Source organism: Streptomyces sp. NPDC008238 (assembly GCF_042956445.1).
Taxonomy (GTDB): Bacteria; Actinomycetota; Actinomycetes; order Streptomycetales; family Streptomycetaceae; genus Actinacidiphila.
Window position 1 is genome coordinate 42,252 of the sequence record NZ_JBIBGK010000031.1, and the last position, 13,269, is coordinate 55,520.

The following is a 13,269-nucleotide window of genomic DNA, read 5'->3' on the forward strand; positions in this document are numbered from 1 at the left end:
GCCGCCGTTCACCGCCGCCGGGCGGCCCCGAGCAGCCGGCCGAGCGGCCCCTCGTGGAGTCCGTGGCTCGTGAGCGCGTGGTACAGGATCACCACGGCGATGCACACCACACCCACGGCCGGGGCGACGAACCAGCCGCCGATGCCGCAGACCACGTACAGGACGAGGCCGGTCAGCGGCCGGATCCGCTGCGACCGGAGCCAGCGGGGGGACACGCCGGGCTCCAGCAGTTCCGGGCGGCCGCACAGGTAGCTGAACAGCCCCCACCACGGGGCCGACATGACGGCCGCGACCAGCGCGTACAGGACGACCGCCACGCGCTGGTCGTGGGTGGTCCCCCCGTCGCCGAAGGCGTCCCCCAGGACCGCGGTGGGGAACGGCACGATCACGGCGCTGAACAGGATCGCGAGGTTGATCCACAGCAGGCCGACGTCCATGCGCCGGATGCGGCGGAACAGCCCGTGGTGGTTGAGCCAGATGACACCGACGTAGAGGAACGAGACGAGGAACGCCACGTAGGCGGGCCAGGCGGCGGCGAGTGCCGGCACGAGGCCGCCGGGCGCGTGGTGCGGATCGTAGACGTCGAGGACGAGCAGGGTGATCACGATGGCGAAGACGGCGTCGCTGAAACCCTCGACCCGGCTGGTGTCCGACAGGCGCATGCCGTCGTCGGCGGCCGCGCTTGACGGAACGTCACGATCCGGTGGGTTCGGCATGGTGTGATCCTAGGGTCCGGGGCGCGGGGGCGATCAGAGGCCGCGCAGCATGTCGGACCCGCGGGGAAGCCCCGTCCGGGCGGTGGCGCGGGGCCGCCGGGTCGGGCTGGGCCGCGGCACGAGGGGGTACGCCACCGGCTTGCCCGCGCGGTCGCGGGAGCCGGGGCCGGCGATCCGGCGGCGACCGGCCCGGGGCGTCGGGGTCGTGCGGGCCGCCGGTCACGGGGACGACGTCCGGCTCCTCCACGGTGCCGGCGTGGCCGTCGGCCGCCGCGGCCGGCCGTACCCGCGCCTCCGGCCCGGGATTCGTTCCTTCTGCGCCGGCCATTCGAGCTGCGCATGCCCCATCGCTCGCGGTTTCGCCGGGCGTTGGCCAAGGATGGAGTGATGGACTACAGCCTCGAGGTCGTCATCGTCCCGGTGACCGACGTCGACCGGTCGGCGGCGTTCTACACGGAGCGCGCCGGCTTCTCCCTCGACGTCGACTACGCGCCCGCCGACGGATTCCGCGTCGTGCAGCTGACGCCGCCGGGTTCGGCGTGTTCGGTGCAGATCGGCGTCGGTCTGACCGATGCGCTGCCCGGGTCGCTGCACGGCCTGCACCTCGTCGTCGACGATGTCGAGCGGGCCCGCCGCGAACTGACCCAACGAGGTGTCGCCGTCGGGGAGCCGCGGCACAAATGGCCCGTCGAGGACTGGCGGGGCGGGTTCCGGCCCGGGGTGGACCCGGAGCGCCGCGACTACGCCAGCTCCGTCACCTTCGCCGACCCGGACGGCAACACCTGGGTGGTGCAGGAGCGCGGTTTCCGCGGGGCGGCCTGAGCCCGCGGGGAGCACGTCGTCCCGCCGGGGCCGTTTTCGGTTCGTGTACGTTTCGAACAGTTCGGATAGATTTTACATATGGCGACACTGCGGGCACTGGAGTGCCTGGTGGCCCTGGTCGACGAGGGTTCGGTCACCCGGGCCGCGGCCTCGCTGCACATGTCGCAGCCGGCGCTCTCCCACCAGATCGCGGCGCTGGAGCGGGAGCTCGGCACCCCCGTCGTCGAGCGGCTGGCCCGCGGCGTGCGGGTGACGGCGGCCGGGCGCGCCGCGGCCGAGGAGGCCCGGATCGCGCTGGACGCCGCGGCCCGGGCCGTCCGGATCGGACGGCAGGTCGGGATGGGCGACGGCGGGCGGCTGCGGATCGCCTGCGCGGAGACCATGACCGCGTGGCTGCTCGTGCCGGTACTGCGGCGCTGGCGCGCGCACCGGCCCGGGGTGCGGCTGGAGCTGGCGGAGTTCACCAGTGCCGACCGCATGGTGGAGCACCTGGCGAACGGCGCCACCGACCTGGTCGTGGGACCGGAACCCACCACGACCACCGCCCACACCGAGGTGCTGGGCCGGGAGGAGATGGTGGTGGTCACCTCGCCCGCCCACCCGTTCGCCTCCCGCGCCTCGGTCGGGCCCGGGGAGCTCGCCGGCGAGCCGTTCGTGCACTACGACCCCGGCAACGGCATGGCCGTCTGGGTGGACCGGTTCGCCGCCTCCCACCAGGTGACCCTGAGCCCCGTGCTGCGCACCCGCAGCCCGCGCACCGCCGCCCAGCTCGCGGGCGCGGGCATGGGGGTGAGCCTGGTGCCGGTGTCGGCACTGGCCGGGCGCCCCGCCGCGGTCGTCCGGCGGCTGGAGCCCCGTGTGCACCGCGACATCGTGGCGCTCACGCTGACGCCCTCGGACGCCCTCGTACGGCGGTTCGTCGCCGACCTGCGCCGCCGGGGGCTGCCGAACGTGGACACCGCGGCCGCGCTCCCGGCCGCGTAGCCGCCGCGGCCCGGCCGCCGAGGTGCCCGCCCCGCACAGGAACACAACCGACCACAGCGCCCGAGGAGGCCCGATATGACCGGCACCGTCCACTACCGCACCGTCACCGTCGATGGCCTGGAGGTCTTCCACCGGGAGGCCGGCGACCCATCGGCCCCCGTGCTGGTGCTGCTCCACGGGTTCCCGACGAGCTCGCACATGTTCCGGAACCTGATCCCCGCCCTCGCCGACCGCTACCGCGTGATCGCCCCCGACCACATCGGCTTCGGCCAGTCGGCCATGCCGGCGGTGACGGACTTCCCGTACACCTTCGACGCCCTCACCGAGGTCACCTCCGGCCTGCTCGAACAGCTCGGCGTGGACCGCTTCGCCGTGTACGTGCAGGACTACGGAGCCCCCATCGGATGGCGGCTCGCGCTGGCGGACCCGCGACGGGTCACCGCGATCGTCAGCCAGAGCGGCAACGCGTACACGGAGGGCTTCGCCAGGCCCTTCTGGGACGGGCTGTTCGCCTACGCCGAGGACCCGAACCCGGGGACCGAGGCGGCCGTGCGCGGCGCGCTCACCCTCGAGGTCACGCGCTGGCAGTACCTGAACGGGGTGGACGATCCCAGCCTGGTCAGCCCCGACAACTGGGTCCACGACCAGGCGCTCCTGGACCGGCCCGGCAACGACGAGGTCCAGCTCAGCCTGTTCCGCGACTACCCGCGCAACGTCGACGCGTACCCGGCGGTCCACGCGTACTTCCGGGACTCGCAGGTCCCGCTGCTGGCGGTCTGGGGCGAGCGCGACGAGATCTTCGGGCCCGACGGCGCCCGTGCCTTCCGGAAGGACCTGCCGGACGCCGAGGTCCACCTGCTGGAGACCGGGCACTTCGCGCTGGAGAGCCACCTGGAGACCGTCGCCGGGCACATCCGGGACTTCCTGGGCCGGGTCCTGACCTGAGCCGCGGGGGCCCGCGGGGCCACGGCCCGGGGACCGCGGAGACCGGCCCGTCGATTTCCGACGTGGTCGCCTCCGAAAGACGAATCCTTGATCGCTTGTTCCGGGCACGCGGCGGACCTAGCGTCGAAGTGACCATCGCGACGACCCACGAGGAAGGACGAGCCATGGGACTGTCCTGGCAGCAGGGGCCGCTCTCCACCACCCGGATCGGGCGCTTCCTGGTGCCCGGTCCGCTCCCCGAGCGGCTGCTCTTCGCCGAGCGCCTGCGCCGGCGCATGAGGGTCAGGTTCGCCGGCGAGTGGATCGCCGACAGCGAGGACGTGGTGCTCCTCCACGAACCCGGCCGCTACCCGGTCGCCTACTTCCCGCGCTCCGACGTCCTGCCGGAGGCGCTGGTCGCGGGCGAGCACGTCACCCGGCACAAGGACCTGGGGGCCACGGCCTGGTTCGCGGTACGGGCCGGCGGCCGCACGACCGAGCGCGCCGCCTGGGAACTGGTCGCGCTCCCGGAGCACGCGTCCGAGCTCAGGGGTCGGATCGCCTTCGCCTGGCGGGCGATGGACGCCTTCTACGAGGAGGACGACCGGATCCTCGGCCACGCCGCCGACGCCTACCACCGCATCGACATCCGCACCACCTCGCGCACGCTGGAGGTCCGCTCCGAGGGCCACGTCGTGGCCCGCTCCGAGCACCCCGTGGTGCTGTACGAGTCGGGCTTCGCGCCCCGCTGGTACGTGCCGCGCGCGGACGTCGACGCGTCGGCGCTGACGCCCGCCGAGGACCGGACCTTCTGCCCGTACAAGGGCATCGCCGAGTACTACGACATCGGCGGCGTCCGGAAGGCCGCGTGGTCGTATCGCGACGCCTACCCGGAGGTCGGCCGCATCGACGGCCTGGTGTCCTTCGAGCCGGACAGGGTCGAGGTCACCCTCGACGGCAAGCGGCTGGAGGCGGAACCGGGCCAGCAGGTCCTCCCGCACGGCGTGGACCGGGGCCTGGGCACGGACGAGGTGCGGGGCCACCAGGTCCACCGTCACCAGGGCCGTCCCGCCCGCACACCCACGCGCGATACACGTACACGATGAGATCGAGGGAGAGCCCCCATGTCAGCTTCCCTGCGGGACCGGACGGTCCTGGTGGTGGGCCGCGGCAGCGGCATCGCCCGGGCGGTCGCCGAGGCGGCACGCGCCGAGGGCGCCCGGGTCGTCGCCGCCGGACGGTCGCCAAGCGGCCTCGAAGAGGCCTACGGGGGCACGGACGTCGCCGTACGGCAGGTCGACCTCACCGACGAGGAGTCGATCGCGACGCTCGCCGAGGACCTCGGCAGCGTGGACCACGTCGTCTCCACGGCGTCCGCCCGGGCCCGCGGCAGGGTGTCCGAGCTGACGCCCGAGGCGATCGTCCTGTCCTTCCGCACCAAGGTGGTCGGGCCGATCATGCTGGCCAAGCACTTCGCCCCGCGCATGCCGCAGGACGGTTCCTTCGTGCTGTTCTCGGGCGTCGCGGCCCTCGAACCCGACCCGGGGTTCCTCGCCGTCGCCGCGACGAACGGCTCGGTGAACACCGTCACCCGGTCACTGGCCGTCGAACTCGCCCCGATCCGCGTGAACGCCGTGTCCCCCGGCACCATCGACACCGGCGCGTGGGACGGGCTGGGCGACGCGGGCAAGTCCGAACTCTTCGCCCGCCTGTCCGGGAGCAACCCCGCACGGCGGATCGGCACGCCGCAGGACGTCGCCCAGGCCGTGGTGTTCGCGATGACCAACACGTTCATGACCGGGGTGTGCCTCGCGGTCGACGGCGGCCAGCCGCTGGTGTGAGGCCTCGCGGTCGCACGCCGGCCGCCCGCCCTCACCCGGTCCGCGACCCGGTCATGCGCGGCGCGAGGGCGTCCAGTCGGCGGTCGTGCGCCCGGCTGAGCAGGAGCAGCGACAGCACGGCGCCCACCAGGGCGCAGAACATGTCCCACTGGGTGTCCCAGACGTCCCCCTGCGTGGCGAGGAAGGCGTCCGCGGCGTCCCCGCCGATCAACGCCGCCCACCACTCCAGCAGTTCGAAGAACGCGCTGAACGCCATGCACGCGCACACGGTCAGCGGCGCCAGCCACCGGCTGCCGCGCAGCGGGGAGGTGCGGACGAGCACCTCGCGCACCAGCACGGCGGGCACGAAACCCTGCATGAGGTGGCCGATCCGGTCGTACGGGTTGCGCGACAGGTCCAGGGTGTCGCGCAACCAGTCCCCGAACGGGACCTGGGCGTAGGTGTAGTGACCGCCCACCGACAGGACCACGGCGTGCAGGGCGAGCAGCGCGCACAGCAGCCCGGTCATCGGGAACCGGCGGCGCAGCCCCACCGCGAGCGGCAGCCCGATGACGATCCAGAAGGTCTCCAGCACCCATGTGCCGCGGTCCCGGGGCTGGATCCCGGACACCACCAGGGCGGTGAGCGCGACGGCGGCGGCAGCCATCGGCAGTCCGGCGCGCCGGACGGGGACGGTGAGGTCTGTCATGCCCCAAGGGTCGTGGGACCCGGCACACGAACGCATGAGTACGGCTACTCACTTGGGAGACGCAGCTCACACCGTGCCGTGTCACTGGGGCGCGGGCCGCCTCGTCCCAGGGGGTGAGGCCGTGGACGACCACGGACGTGCACGCGGGACACAGGAGGAGCACACCATGGACGCGCGACTGGACTACTTCGCCGACCCGGCGGCGAGCAGGGCCCTCAAGCACTTCATGGCGGTGGGCACGTGGTTCAAGGAGTCGTCGCTGCCCGCCGCGACGCAGGAACTGGTGGCGCTGCGGGTCAGCCAGATCAACGGCTGCGCGGCCTGCGTCGACATGCACACCAAGGAGGCCGCCGCCGCGGGCGAGACACCGGTACGGCTGCACCTGGTCGCGGCGTGGCGGGAGGCCACGGTCTTCACCGAGGGCGAGCGTGCCGCGCTGGAACTGGCGGAGGCGGGCACCCGGGTCGCGGACGCGGGCACCGGTGTCGGCGACGAGGTGTGGGCGCGCGCCGCCGGGCACTTCGACCGGGAGCAACTCACGGCCCTGGTCGTCCTGGTCTCCTTCATGAACGCGGTGAACCGGCTGAACGTCATCTCCCGGCAGCCGGCGGGCGACTACGTGCCCGGCCGGTTCCACTGACCGGGACCGGGGGAAGGGAATCCGGCGTGACCAAGGTGGAGGACTTCGAGGAGCTGCGGCCGCTGCTGTTCTCGATCGCCTACCGGATCCTGGGCAGCGTGGGCGAGGCGGAGGACGCGGTGCAGGAGACGTGGCTGCGCTTCGACGCCTCGTCCACCCGGCCCGTGTCGACGAAGGCGTTCCTTTCGGCGGCGGTGACGCGGCTCTCGATCGACGTGCTGCGTTCCGCGCGGGTGCGGCGGGAGGAGTACGTCGGGCCCTGGTTCCCGGAACCGCTGCTGAGTGATCCGTACCAGGATCCGGCCAGGTCCGCGGAGCTCGCCGACTCGGTGTCTATGGCGGCGCTCCTGCTGCTGGAGCGGCTCAGCCCGCTCGAGCGGTCGGTGTTCGTGCTGCGGGAGGTGTTCGGCTTCGGCTTCGACGAGGTCGCCGGGGCGGTGGGGCGTTCGGAGGCGGCGTGCCGTCAGCTCGTGGTCCGGGCGCGCCGGCACATGGCGGCAGGGCGGCCGCGGTTCGCGGCGGACCGCGAGGCGCGGGAGGAGCTGGCGCGGCGGTTCTTCGACGCGTTGAAGGACGGGGACGTCGACGCGCTGCGTGAGCTGCTCGCGGCCGACGTGCAGCTCGTGGGGGACGGCGGCGGCCGGGCGCCCCAGCTGGCGCGGGCCGTCGCGGGCGCGGAGAACGTGGCCCGGCTGCTGGGCACGGTCTTCCCCCTGCTGCTCCGGATCGGCGTGACGTTCGAGCCGCACGAGGTCAACGGCCAGCCCGGGGCGGTCTTCCGCGACCGGGACGGCAGGGTCCTGCACACCCTCGCCCTCGACGTGCTCGACGGGCGGATCCAGGCCGTCCGCACGGTGCTCAACCCCGGCAAGCTCGGCCACCTCGGGCCGGTCGCCGACGCCTGGGCCCTGCACCGGGAGGTGCAGCGGGCACGGAGGGAGGGCAGTTGACGCGCCGGCACGCCATCGCCGGCGCGGCCCGGTGGAGGGCGGCCCCCAGGGCCTCACCCGTCATCCCGACGGCGACGGCGCCGTCCCGCATGCCCGCCGGAAGGTGTGCGTACTCCTCGGCCCGGCGCACGGCACCGCCGCCGCCCGGGTCGAGGACGACCGCGCCGAGCCGGGCGCCCGGTTCCGTGACGATCCCGAGCACCCCGCCGGCCTGCGGGCGCGAGACCACGATGTCGCGCCTGCCGGTGAGGATCGACGGGCTCGACCCCACGACAACCCCTCCCCCGCCAAAAGCGTGTGCGGCCGCCGGGAGGGGAACCTACCCTCCCGGCCATGGAACTTCGCGAAGAGCTCCCCGGCGACCACGCGTCCGTGCGGAACGTCCACCTGCGGGCGTTCGGCGGCCACGGACGGGTCGTGGCAGACCTGGTGGACACCCTGCGCGGTGACGTCACTCCGGCCGGCGGGGTCTCGCTGGTGGCCGAGCTCGACGGCCGGGTCGTCGGGCACGTCATGTTCACCCGCGCCCTGCTCGACGCCCCGCGCCGGCTGGTCGACGTGCGGGTGCTGAGCCCGCTGGCCGTCGCGCCCCGGCACCAGCGGAGCGGCGTCGGCACCGCGCTGGTCCGGCACGTTCTGCGGATCCTCACCGAGCGGGCGGTCCCACTGGTGTTCGTCGAGGGCGATCCCGCGTACTACACGCGCCTCGGCTTCGTGCCCGGCAGGGAACTCGGCTTCCGCAAGCCGTCGCTGCGCATCCCCGACGCCGCCTTCCAGGCGTTGCCGCTCCCCGCGTACGAGCCCTGGATGACCGGCACCTTCGTCTACGCGGACGCGTTCTGGCGTCACGACGCGGTCGGTCTGCGCGACGCGGCGGCGCCGGAAAACCACGTGACGCCCGGCGCACGGTAGCCGACAATCCACGCGTGGCCACCTTGAACGTCGACGGCACCGAACGCGGCCCGTACGTCCGTCGCTCGCCGACCGCGCGGGCCGGTCGCCCCTACGGCGCGATCCCGCCGACGGCGCTGGTGCTGCTCGGCATCGTCAGCGTCCAGTTGGGCTCGGCCCTGGCCAAGAACCTGTTCACCGAGGTGGGCAGCTTCGGGACGGTCGCGCTGCGGCTCTTCTTCGCGGCGGCGGTGCTGACGCTGTTCTGGCGCCCGTCGCCGCGCATGAGCCGTCGCGCGTGGACGGTGGTGCTGGGCTACGGCGTGGTCCTCGGCACGATGAACCTGTGCTTCTACCTGTCGCTGGCCCGCATCCCGCTGGGGATCGCGGTGACCGTCGAGTTCCTGGGGCCGCTGGCGGTGGCCCTGGCCGGGTCGCGGCGGTGGCTGGACGCCTTCTGGACCGTGCTCGCCGCGTGCGGTGTGCTCCTGCTGACGGAGGGACGCGGCGAACTCGACCTCGTGGGGCTTCTGTTGGCCCTCGCGGCGGGCACGTGCTGGGGCCTGTACATCCTGGTCGGTGCCGCGCTCGGCCGTCACACCACGGAGGGCAACGGTCTGGCCCTGGGCATGGCCGTCGCCGCGCTGGTCACCGTGCCGTTCGGCGTGGCCGACGGCGGGACGTCGCTGCTCCAGCCGTGGGTGCTCCTGGCGGGGCTCGGCGTGGCCCTGCTCTCCTCGGTGATCCCGTACTCGCTGGACCTGGAGGCGCTGCGCAGGATCCCCCCGCGCGTGTTCGGCATCCTGATGAGCCTCGAACCGGCGATGGCGGCCCTCATCGGCCTCGTCGTGCTCCGGGAGTCGCTGCACCTGTCGCAGTGGATCGCGGTGCTGTGCGTCGTGGCCGCGTCGGCGGGCGCGGCCCGCGGCACCGGCCCGGACGCGTGACCACCGGCCCGGACGCGTGACCGCCCGACCGGACGCGTGACCACCCGTCCGGCCCCGGACGACACGGCGGCGACCGCGCTACTGCGGACCGCGTCGAGGAGCGGTGGCCCGGGCCGCACGGCCCGGGCCACCCTCCCTTCAGCCCGTGGGGACGGGGAAGAGCATGCAGCTGCTCGTGGCGTGCGCGAGCAGGCGGTCGCCGGCGTCGAACAGCTCCGCCTGGGCGAGGGCGGTGCGGCGGCCCTGGTTGAGGACGGTGCCGACGGCACGGACCTTGCCGGTGTCGACGGTGACCGGGCGCAGGAACTTCAGGTTCAGGTCGAGCGAGGTGTAGCCCATGCCCTCCGGGAGGACGGACTGCACCGCGCAGCCGGCGGCGGAGTCGAGGAGGGTGGCGTAGACACCGCCGTGGACGCTGCCGATGGGGTTGTAGTGCTCCTCCCCCGGTTCCATGGCGAAGACCGCGCGGCCGGCCTCGACCTCCTCCAGGGTGAACCCGAGGGTCGAGGCGATGGGGGGAGCGGGCAGCCGTCCGGCGAGCACGTCGCGCAGGAACTCCAGGCCGCTGGTGCGGCCGACCGCGGCCGCGGAGACCTTCGGGTCCCCCCACTCGAACGTGCGTGACCTCGCCATCGGGCGTTCCCTCCCTGACCAACTGACTTCGGCGTTCGAAGTTAGCCAGTCGCACCTCTGGATGTCAATGCCGAAGCCAGCCTACGATGACCGCATGACCTGGCTGGACACCAGTACCGACAACTGCACGGTGCAGCGCACCCTCGACCTCGTCGGCGAGAAGTGGTCGCTGCTGGTGCTGCGCGACGCCATGAACGGCGTCCGCCGCTTCGACGACTTCCGGCGCCACATGGGGCTCTCCGAAGCGGTGCTGGCGGACCGGCTGCGCAAGCTGGTCGCCGCGGGGATCCTGGACACCGTGCCGTACCGCGAACCGGGCAGCCGCACCCGCAACGAGTACCGGCTCACGCCCAAGGGCTGGGACCTGTGGCCCGCGATGATCGCCCTCAAGCAGTGGGGCGACCGCTACACCGCCGACCCCGAGGGCCCGCCCCTGGAGGTCCGCCACCGCGACTGCGACGAGCCCGTCGGGGCCGTCGTGGTCTGCGCCGGGGGCCACGACGCACTCGCCCCCCGGCAGGCCTACACCCGGCCCGGTGCCTCCGCCCGGACGGCCGCCGGCTGACCGCCCGACCGGGCGGCACGCACGCGACGGCGCGCGGACGACGGCGGTCCTTCGCGGAAGTCCCGCTTCCCGCGGCCGCCGTGGTGGGCGCCGACACCCTCTCCCCCGTACCCCCCGCGTCTCCCGTCGAGGGCGTCGACGTCCAAGCCACCGGTCAGGACGCTCCCCCCGGTCCTCAGTGGCCCCACGAGCGCGGAGCCGGACCGGACCAGGCCGAAAGGCCCTGCCCTGCCCGCTCCGCGCGCATCGGCTCCGTTGTCGGTGCCGTGACGATGGTGACAGGGGAGGCACCCGGTGCACATTGCCGGATCCCGGCAGTCTTGACGCCTCGTTGACGGCGCCGCGTGCGGAACTACAGCGGCTGGTCGGGCCAGCCGAGCAGCCGCGCGCCCATGGCCGCGGTCTCCAGGGTGTACCGGTGCAGCGGCTCGCCGGGGTCGTAGCCGGTCAGCACCTTGATCCGTTCCAGGCGGTAGGTGAACGTCCGGACCCCGAGGCCGAGCCGGCGCGCGGCCTCGGCGTTGACGTGCCCGGCCTCGGCGTGCGCGGTGATGGTCTCCAGCAGCGGTCCGGCCCCGCCCCGAGCCTGCTCCAGCGGACCGAGGACGGTGCGGACGAGGTCGGCCATCGCGGCCCGGTCCCGCATCAGCACGGGGAAGACCAGCAGTTCCTCGGCGCGCAGCACGGGGGGATGCAGGCGCAGCCGGTCGGCGACGTCCAGTGCCCCGAGGGCCTCCTCGTAGCTGCGCACGATGCCGCTGGTGCCGGAGTGGGTACGGCCGACCGCCACACGGCGGGCCGCGCCGTGACCGGGGCCGGGGCGCAGCGCGGTGTCGGCGAACGCGTTGAAGACGGCGCGCTCGCCGCCGGGGGCGATGCAGACCAGCCGGCCGTCCTTGCTCGCCACCAGGACCTCGCGGTGCCCGAAGCGACCCACCAGTTCCCGCTCGATGCGCCGCACCACCGGCTGGCTGTCCTCGTACGCCTCCACGCCGCGTGCCACCGCCACCGCGTGTCCCCGCCCCAGCCGCAGTCCGAAGCGCTGGGCGCGCTCGGCGAGCCGTCCCGGGTCGCTGCGTCCGTACAGCAGGTCGTCGACGAACTCCCCGCGGGCCGCCTCCTCCTGGCCGGCCAGGAACCGCTGGGCACTCTCGTGGCCCTCGCCGAGCGCGGCCACCGCGGCGTCGAGTGCGGTCAGCACCGCCTCTCCGGCCCGCTGCGCCTCCCTGGCGGTGCCGGCGGCCGCGAGGCCCGGCAGCGTGGCCCACGCGTCACGGGTCGCCGCCAGGTAGGCGCCGAGGATGTCGCGCAGCCCGTACCCCCCGCCGCCGGCGCGCTCACCGGACCCGCGGAGCGCGGCCAGTTCGTCCCGCCGCAGTCGCCGGCCCGTGCCCGAGACCTCGCCCAGCATGCGCGCGTACGCCTCCAGGTCCTCCCGCGGTACGCGCCCCATGGCCCCGTCTCCCCTCCAGGCACACGTCGTTGCCGTCCCCCGGCAACCTGGACCGTATCAATCCTGCCCGGTTCGGTGATCACCGCCCCCTCGGCGGACGAGGTACCGGAACCCCCTCAACGGCACGCGCACGATGCCGACTTGACGTACGGCCGTTCGAAGGACGATGATCTCCGCACACTCCCCAGGTCTCCCCCCGTGGCCTGGGGAGTGCCGCGTTCAGCGGTCCGTGCCCGCGGCGAGCAGGTCGCCGGAGGCGGTCCGCCGGTAGACGACACGGCGGTCGACACGCGTGCCGGTGACCAGTCCGGCGTCCCGCAGCACCGCCAGGTGACCGCCGACGGTGCCGAGCGACACCCCGAGGTGGGCGGCGAGTTCGCTGGGGGTCGCGGGACGCTCCAGTTCGAGGAGGATCGCCGCCCGGCCGGTCCCGATCAGCCGCCCCAGGGCCCGCCGGGGTTCGGGGCGCCGTTCCGCCCCGGCGGTGCCGCGCGCGGGGTAGACGAGCGCATACGACGCCGGCGGCGCCTCGCACAGCCAGGTGCCCCGGGAGATGGCGGCGACCGGCACGAACAGCATCCCCTCGTCGCCGACGACCCGGTCCGGGGAGCCCCGGTGGCTGAAGCGGATCGCGTCCGCGCCGACCCAGGCGCTGTGCCGGCTCATGTGCTCCAGGGCGCGGGGCCAGCCGTACGCGGCGAGCAGCCCCGCCCGGTGGGTGACGTCCCGCTCCAGCAGCGCCCGGCGGCGCGGCCAGTCGGGTGCGACGTGCGCGGTCCACGTGCGGCGGAACACCTCGGCGGTCCTGGCGGCCCAGTCGCGTCCCGTCAGCCAGCGGAGGTCGTGCTCCTTCCAGCTCTGCGCCACCGACTCCTCCAGTTCGGCGCGCACGCGCGCGTCGGGCACCCGCGCCACGGCGGCCAGTTCGCCGTCGATCGCGGTCCGCATGCCGCCGCCCGGCGGCAGGACGACGTGCGCCGGCATCCACGTGCTGGAGGTCAGCAGCCGCACCAGGCCCTTCGCGAAGGGGTCGGCGTCGAGGGCGGCCAGGAACGCCGCGTGGTGGCGGTCGTGCCAGGAGGCCAGCCACGGGTCGCAGTGGCCGGCGGCCAGGACGTGCAGCGACGCGAGGGTCTCGGCCAGCGGCGACAGGGCGAACCGGGACCGCGACAGGGCCAGCGGGCTCAGCCGCAACAAGGTCATCTTTCGCCTCCC

Annotated in this window: 15 protein-coding genes; 10 read left to right on the forward strand and 5 right to left on the reverse strand. The window is 74.1% G+C overall.

Going from position 1 to position 13,269, the window contains the following annotated elements:
• Positions 1 to 8 precede the first annotated feature (8 nt).
• Entirely contained in the window at positions 9 to 716 is a 708-nt protein-coding gene (locus ACFZAU_RS36260; protein ID WP_500555707.1) for a TMEM175 family protein, read from the reverse strand.
• Positions 717 to 1,103: 387 nt separating this feature from the next.
• On the opposite strand from ACFZAU_RS36260, the gene ACFZAU_RS36265 reads away from it, so the two are divergent.
• The 5 genes from ACFZAU_RS36265 (at position 1,104) to ACFZAU_RS36285 (ending at position 5,287) form a co-directional block, all read left to right on the forward strand.
• Positions 1,104 to 1,538: a VOC family protein gene (locus ACFZAU_RS36265; RefSeq protein ID WP_500555708.1), complete on the forward strand. Its 435-nt coding sequence runs from the start codon at positions 1,104 to 1,106 to the stop codon at positions 1,536 to 1,538.
• 78 nt (positions 1,539 to 1,616) lie between these two features.
• Entirely contained in the window at positions 1,617 to 2,522 is a 906-nt protein-coding gene (locus ACFZAU_RS36270) for a LysR family transcriptional regulator (protein WP_500555709.1), read from the forward strand.
• Between the two features lie 75 nt (positions 2,523 to 2,597).
• Positions 2,598 to 3,467, forward strand: a complete 870-nt coding sequence (locus tag ACFZAU_RS36275; protein ID WP_500555710.1) for an alpha/beta fold hydrolase — start codon at positions 2,598 to 2,600, stop codon at positions 3,465 to 3,467.
• Between the two features lie 128 nt (positions 3,468 to 3,595).
• The gene (locus ACFZAU_RS36280) at positions 3,596 to 4,552 is read left to right on the forward strand and encodes a DUF427 domain-containing protein (protein WP_500555711.1); all 957 of its coding nucleotides are present in this window, start codon (positions 3,596 to 3,598) and stop codon (positions 4,550 to 4,552) included.
• 18 nt (positions 4,553 to 4,570) lie between these two features.
• Positions 4,571 to 5,287, forward strand: coding sequence for an SDR family oxidoreductase (locus ACFZAU_RS36285; protein WP_500555712.1), 717 nt, complete (start codon positions 4,571 to 4,573; stop codon positions 5,285 to 5,287).
• A gap of 31 nt (positions 5,288 to 5,318) precedes the next feature.
• Here ACFZAU_RS36285 and ACFZAU_RS36290 read toward each other — a convergent pair whose 3' ends face one another.
• A complete protein-coding gene (locus ACFZAU_RS36290; RefSeq protein WP_500555713.1) occupies positions 5,319 to 5,975 on the reverse strand; it encodes a DUF2238 domain-containing protein in 657 nt (218 codons plus the stop codon).
• Between the two features lie 166 nt (positions 5,976 to 6,141).
• Between ACFZAU_RS36290 and ACFZAU_RS36295 the strand changes: the two genes are divergently transcribed.
• From ACFZAU_RS36295 to ACFZAU_RS36310, 4 genes are all read left to right on the forward strand, one after another.
• Positions 6,142 to 6,615: a carboxymuconolactone decarboxylase family protein gene (locus tag ACFZAU_RS36295; RefSeq protein WP_500555714.1), complete on the forward strand. Its 474-nt coding sequence runs from the start codon at positions 6,142 to 6,144 to the stop codon at positions 6,613 to 6,615.
• 26 nt (positions 6,616 to 6,641) lie between these two features.
• Positions 6,642 to 7,565: an RNA polymerase sigma-70 factor gene (locus ACFZAU_RS36300; protein WP_500555715.1), complete on the forward strand. Its 924-nt coding sequence runs from the start codon at positions 6,642 to 6,644 to the stop codon at positions 7,563 to 7,565.
• A 333-nt stretch (positions 7,566 to 7,898) separates the two neighbouring features.
• Positions 7,899 to 8,477: a GNAT family N-acetyltransferase gene (locus tag ACFZAU_RS36305; protein ID WP_500555716.1), complete on the forward strand. Its 579-nt coding sequence runs from the start codon at positions 7,899 to 7,901 to the stop codon at positions 8,475 to 8,477.
• A gap of 14 nt (positions 8,478 to 8,491) precedes the next feature.
• On the forward strand, positions 8,492 to 9,403 hold the full coding sequence (locus ACFZAU_RS36310; RefSeq protein WP_500555717.1) for an EamA family transporter: 912 nt from the start codon (positions 8,492 to 8,494) through the stop codon (positions 9,401 to 9,403).
• 138 nt (positions 9,404 to 9,541) lie between these two features.
• Here the strand turns inward: ACFZAU_RS36310 and ACFZAU_RS36315 are convergent, their stop codons facing one another.
• On the reverse strand, positions 9,542 to 10,036 hold the full coding sequence (locus tag ACFZAU_RS36315) for a PaaI family thioesterase (protein WP_500465326.1): 495 nt from the start codon (positions 10,034 to 10,036) through the stop codon (positions 9,542 to 9,544).
• Positions 10,037 to 10,130: 94 nt separating this feature from the next.
• On the opposite strand from ACFZAU_RS36315, the gene ACFZAU_RS36320 reads away from it, so the two are divergent.
• Positions 10,131 to 10,601, forward strand: coding sequence for a winged helix-turn-helix transcriptional regulator (locus ACFZAU_RS36320; RefSeq protein WP_500555718.1), 471 nt, complete (start codon positions 10,131 to 10,133; stop codon positions 10,599 to 10,601).
• A gap of 352 nt (positions 10,602 to 10,953) precedes the next feature.
• Here ACFZAU_RS36320 and ACFZAU_RS36325 read toward each other — a convergent pair whose 3' ends face one another.
• Together ACFZAU_RS36325 and ACFZAU_RS36330 are read right to left on the reverse strand one after the other, a co-directional pair.
• Complete coding sequence (locus ACFZAU_RS36325; RefSeq protein WP_500555719.1) at positions 10,954 to 12,054, reverse strand: PucR family transcriptional regulator; 1,101 nt, start codon at positions 12,052 to 12,054, stop codon at positions 10,954 to 10,956.
• A 219-nt stretch (positions 12,055 to 12,273) separates the two neighbouring features.
• The gene (locus tag ACFZAU_RS36330; RefSeq protein ID WP_500555720.1) at positions 12,274 to 13,257 is read right to left on the reverse strand and encodes a helix-turn-helix domain-containing protein; all 984 of its coding nucleotides are present in this window, start codon (positions 13,255 to 13,257) and stop codon (positions 12,274 to 12,276) included.
• Between the last annotated feature and the right edge of the window lie 12 nt (positions 13,258 to 13,269).

Bases quoted from the DNA above. Each gene is read 5' to 3' on its own strand.
- ACFZAU_RS36290 (WP_500555713.1), bottom strand. From the start codon at position 5,975: ATGACAGACCTCACCGTCCCCGTCCGGCGCGCCGGACTGCCGATGGCT.
- ACFZAU_RS36285 (WP_500555712.1), top strand. From the start codon at position 4,571: ATGTCAGCTTCCCTGCGGGACCGGACGGTCCTGGTGGTGGGCCGCGGC.
- ACFZAU_RS36260 (WP_500555707.1), bottom strand. From the start codon at position 716: ATGCCGAACCCACCGGATCGTGACGTTCCGTCAAGCGCGGCCGCCGAC.
- ACFZAU_RS36270 (WP_500555709.1), top strand. From the start codon at position 1,617: ATGGCGACACTGCGGGCACTGGAGTGCCTGGTGGCCCTGGTCGACGAG.
- ACFZAU_RS36325 (WP_500555719.1), bottom strand. From the start codon at position 12,054: ATGGGGCGCGTACCGCGGGAGGACCTGGAGGCGTACGCGCGCATGCTG.
- ACFZAU_RS36315 (WP_500465326.1), bottom strand. From the start codon at position 10,036: ATGGCGAGGTCACGCACGTTCGAGTGGGGGGACCCGAAGGTCTCCGCG.
- ACFZAU_RS36265 (WP_500555708.1), top strand. From the start codon at position 1,104: ATGGACTACAGCCTCGAGGTCGTCATCGTCCCGGTGACCGACGTCGAC.
- ACFZAU_RS36275 (WP_500555710.1), top strand. From the start codon at position 2,598: ATGACCGGCACCGTCCACTACCGCACCGTCACCGTCGATGGCCTGGAG.
- ACFZAU_RS36305 (WP_500555716.1), top strand. From the start codon at position 7,899: ATGGAACTTCGCGAAGAGCTCCCCGGCGACCACGCGTCCGTGCGGAAC.
- ACFZAU_RS36295 (WP_500555714.1), top strand. From the start codon at position 6,142: ATGGACGCGCGACTGGACTACTTCGCCGACCCGGCGGCGAGCAGGGCC.
- ACFZAU_RS36330 (WP_500555720.1), bottom strand. From the start codon at position 13,257: ATGACCTTGTTGCGGCTGAGCCCGCTGGCCCTGTCGCGGTCCCGGTTC.
- ACFZAU_RS36320 (WP_500555718.1), top strand. From the start codon at position 10,131: ATGACCTGGCTGGACACCAGTACCGACAACTGCACGGTGCAGCGCACC.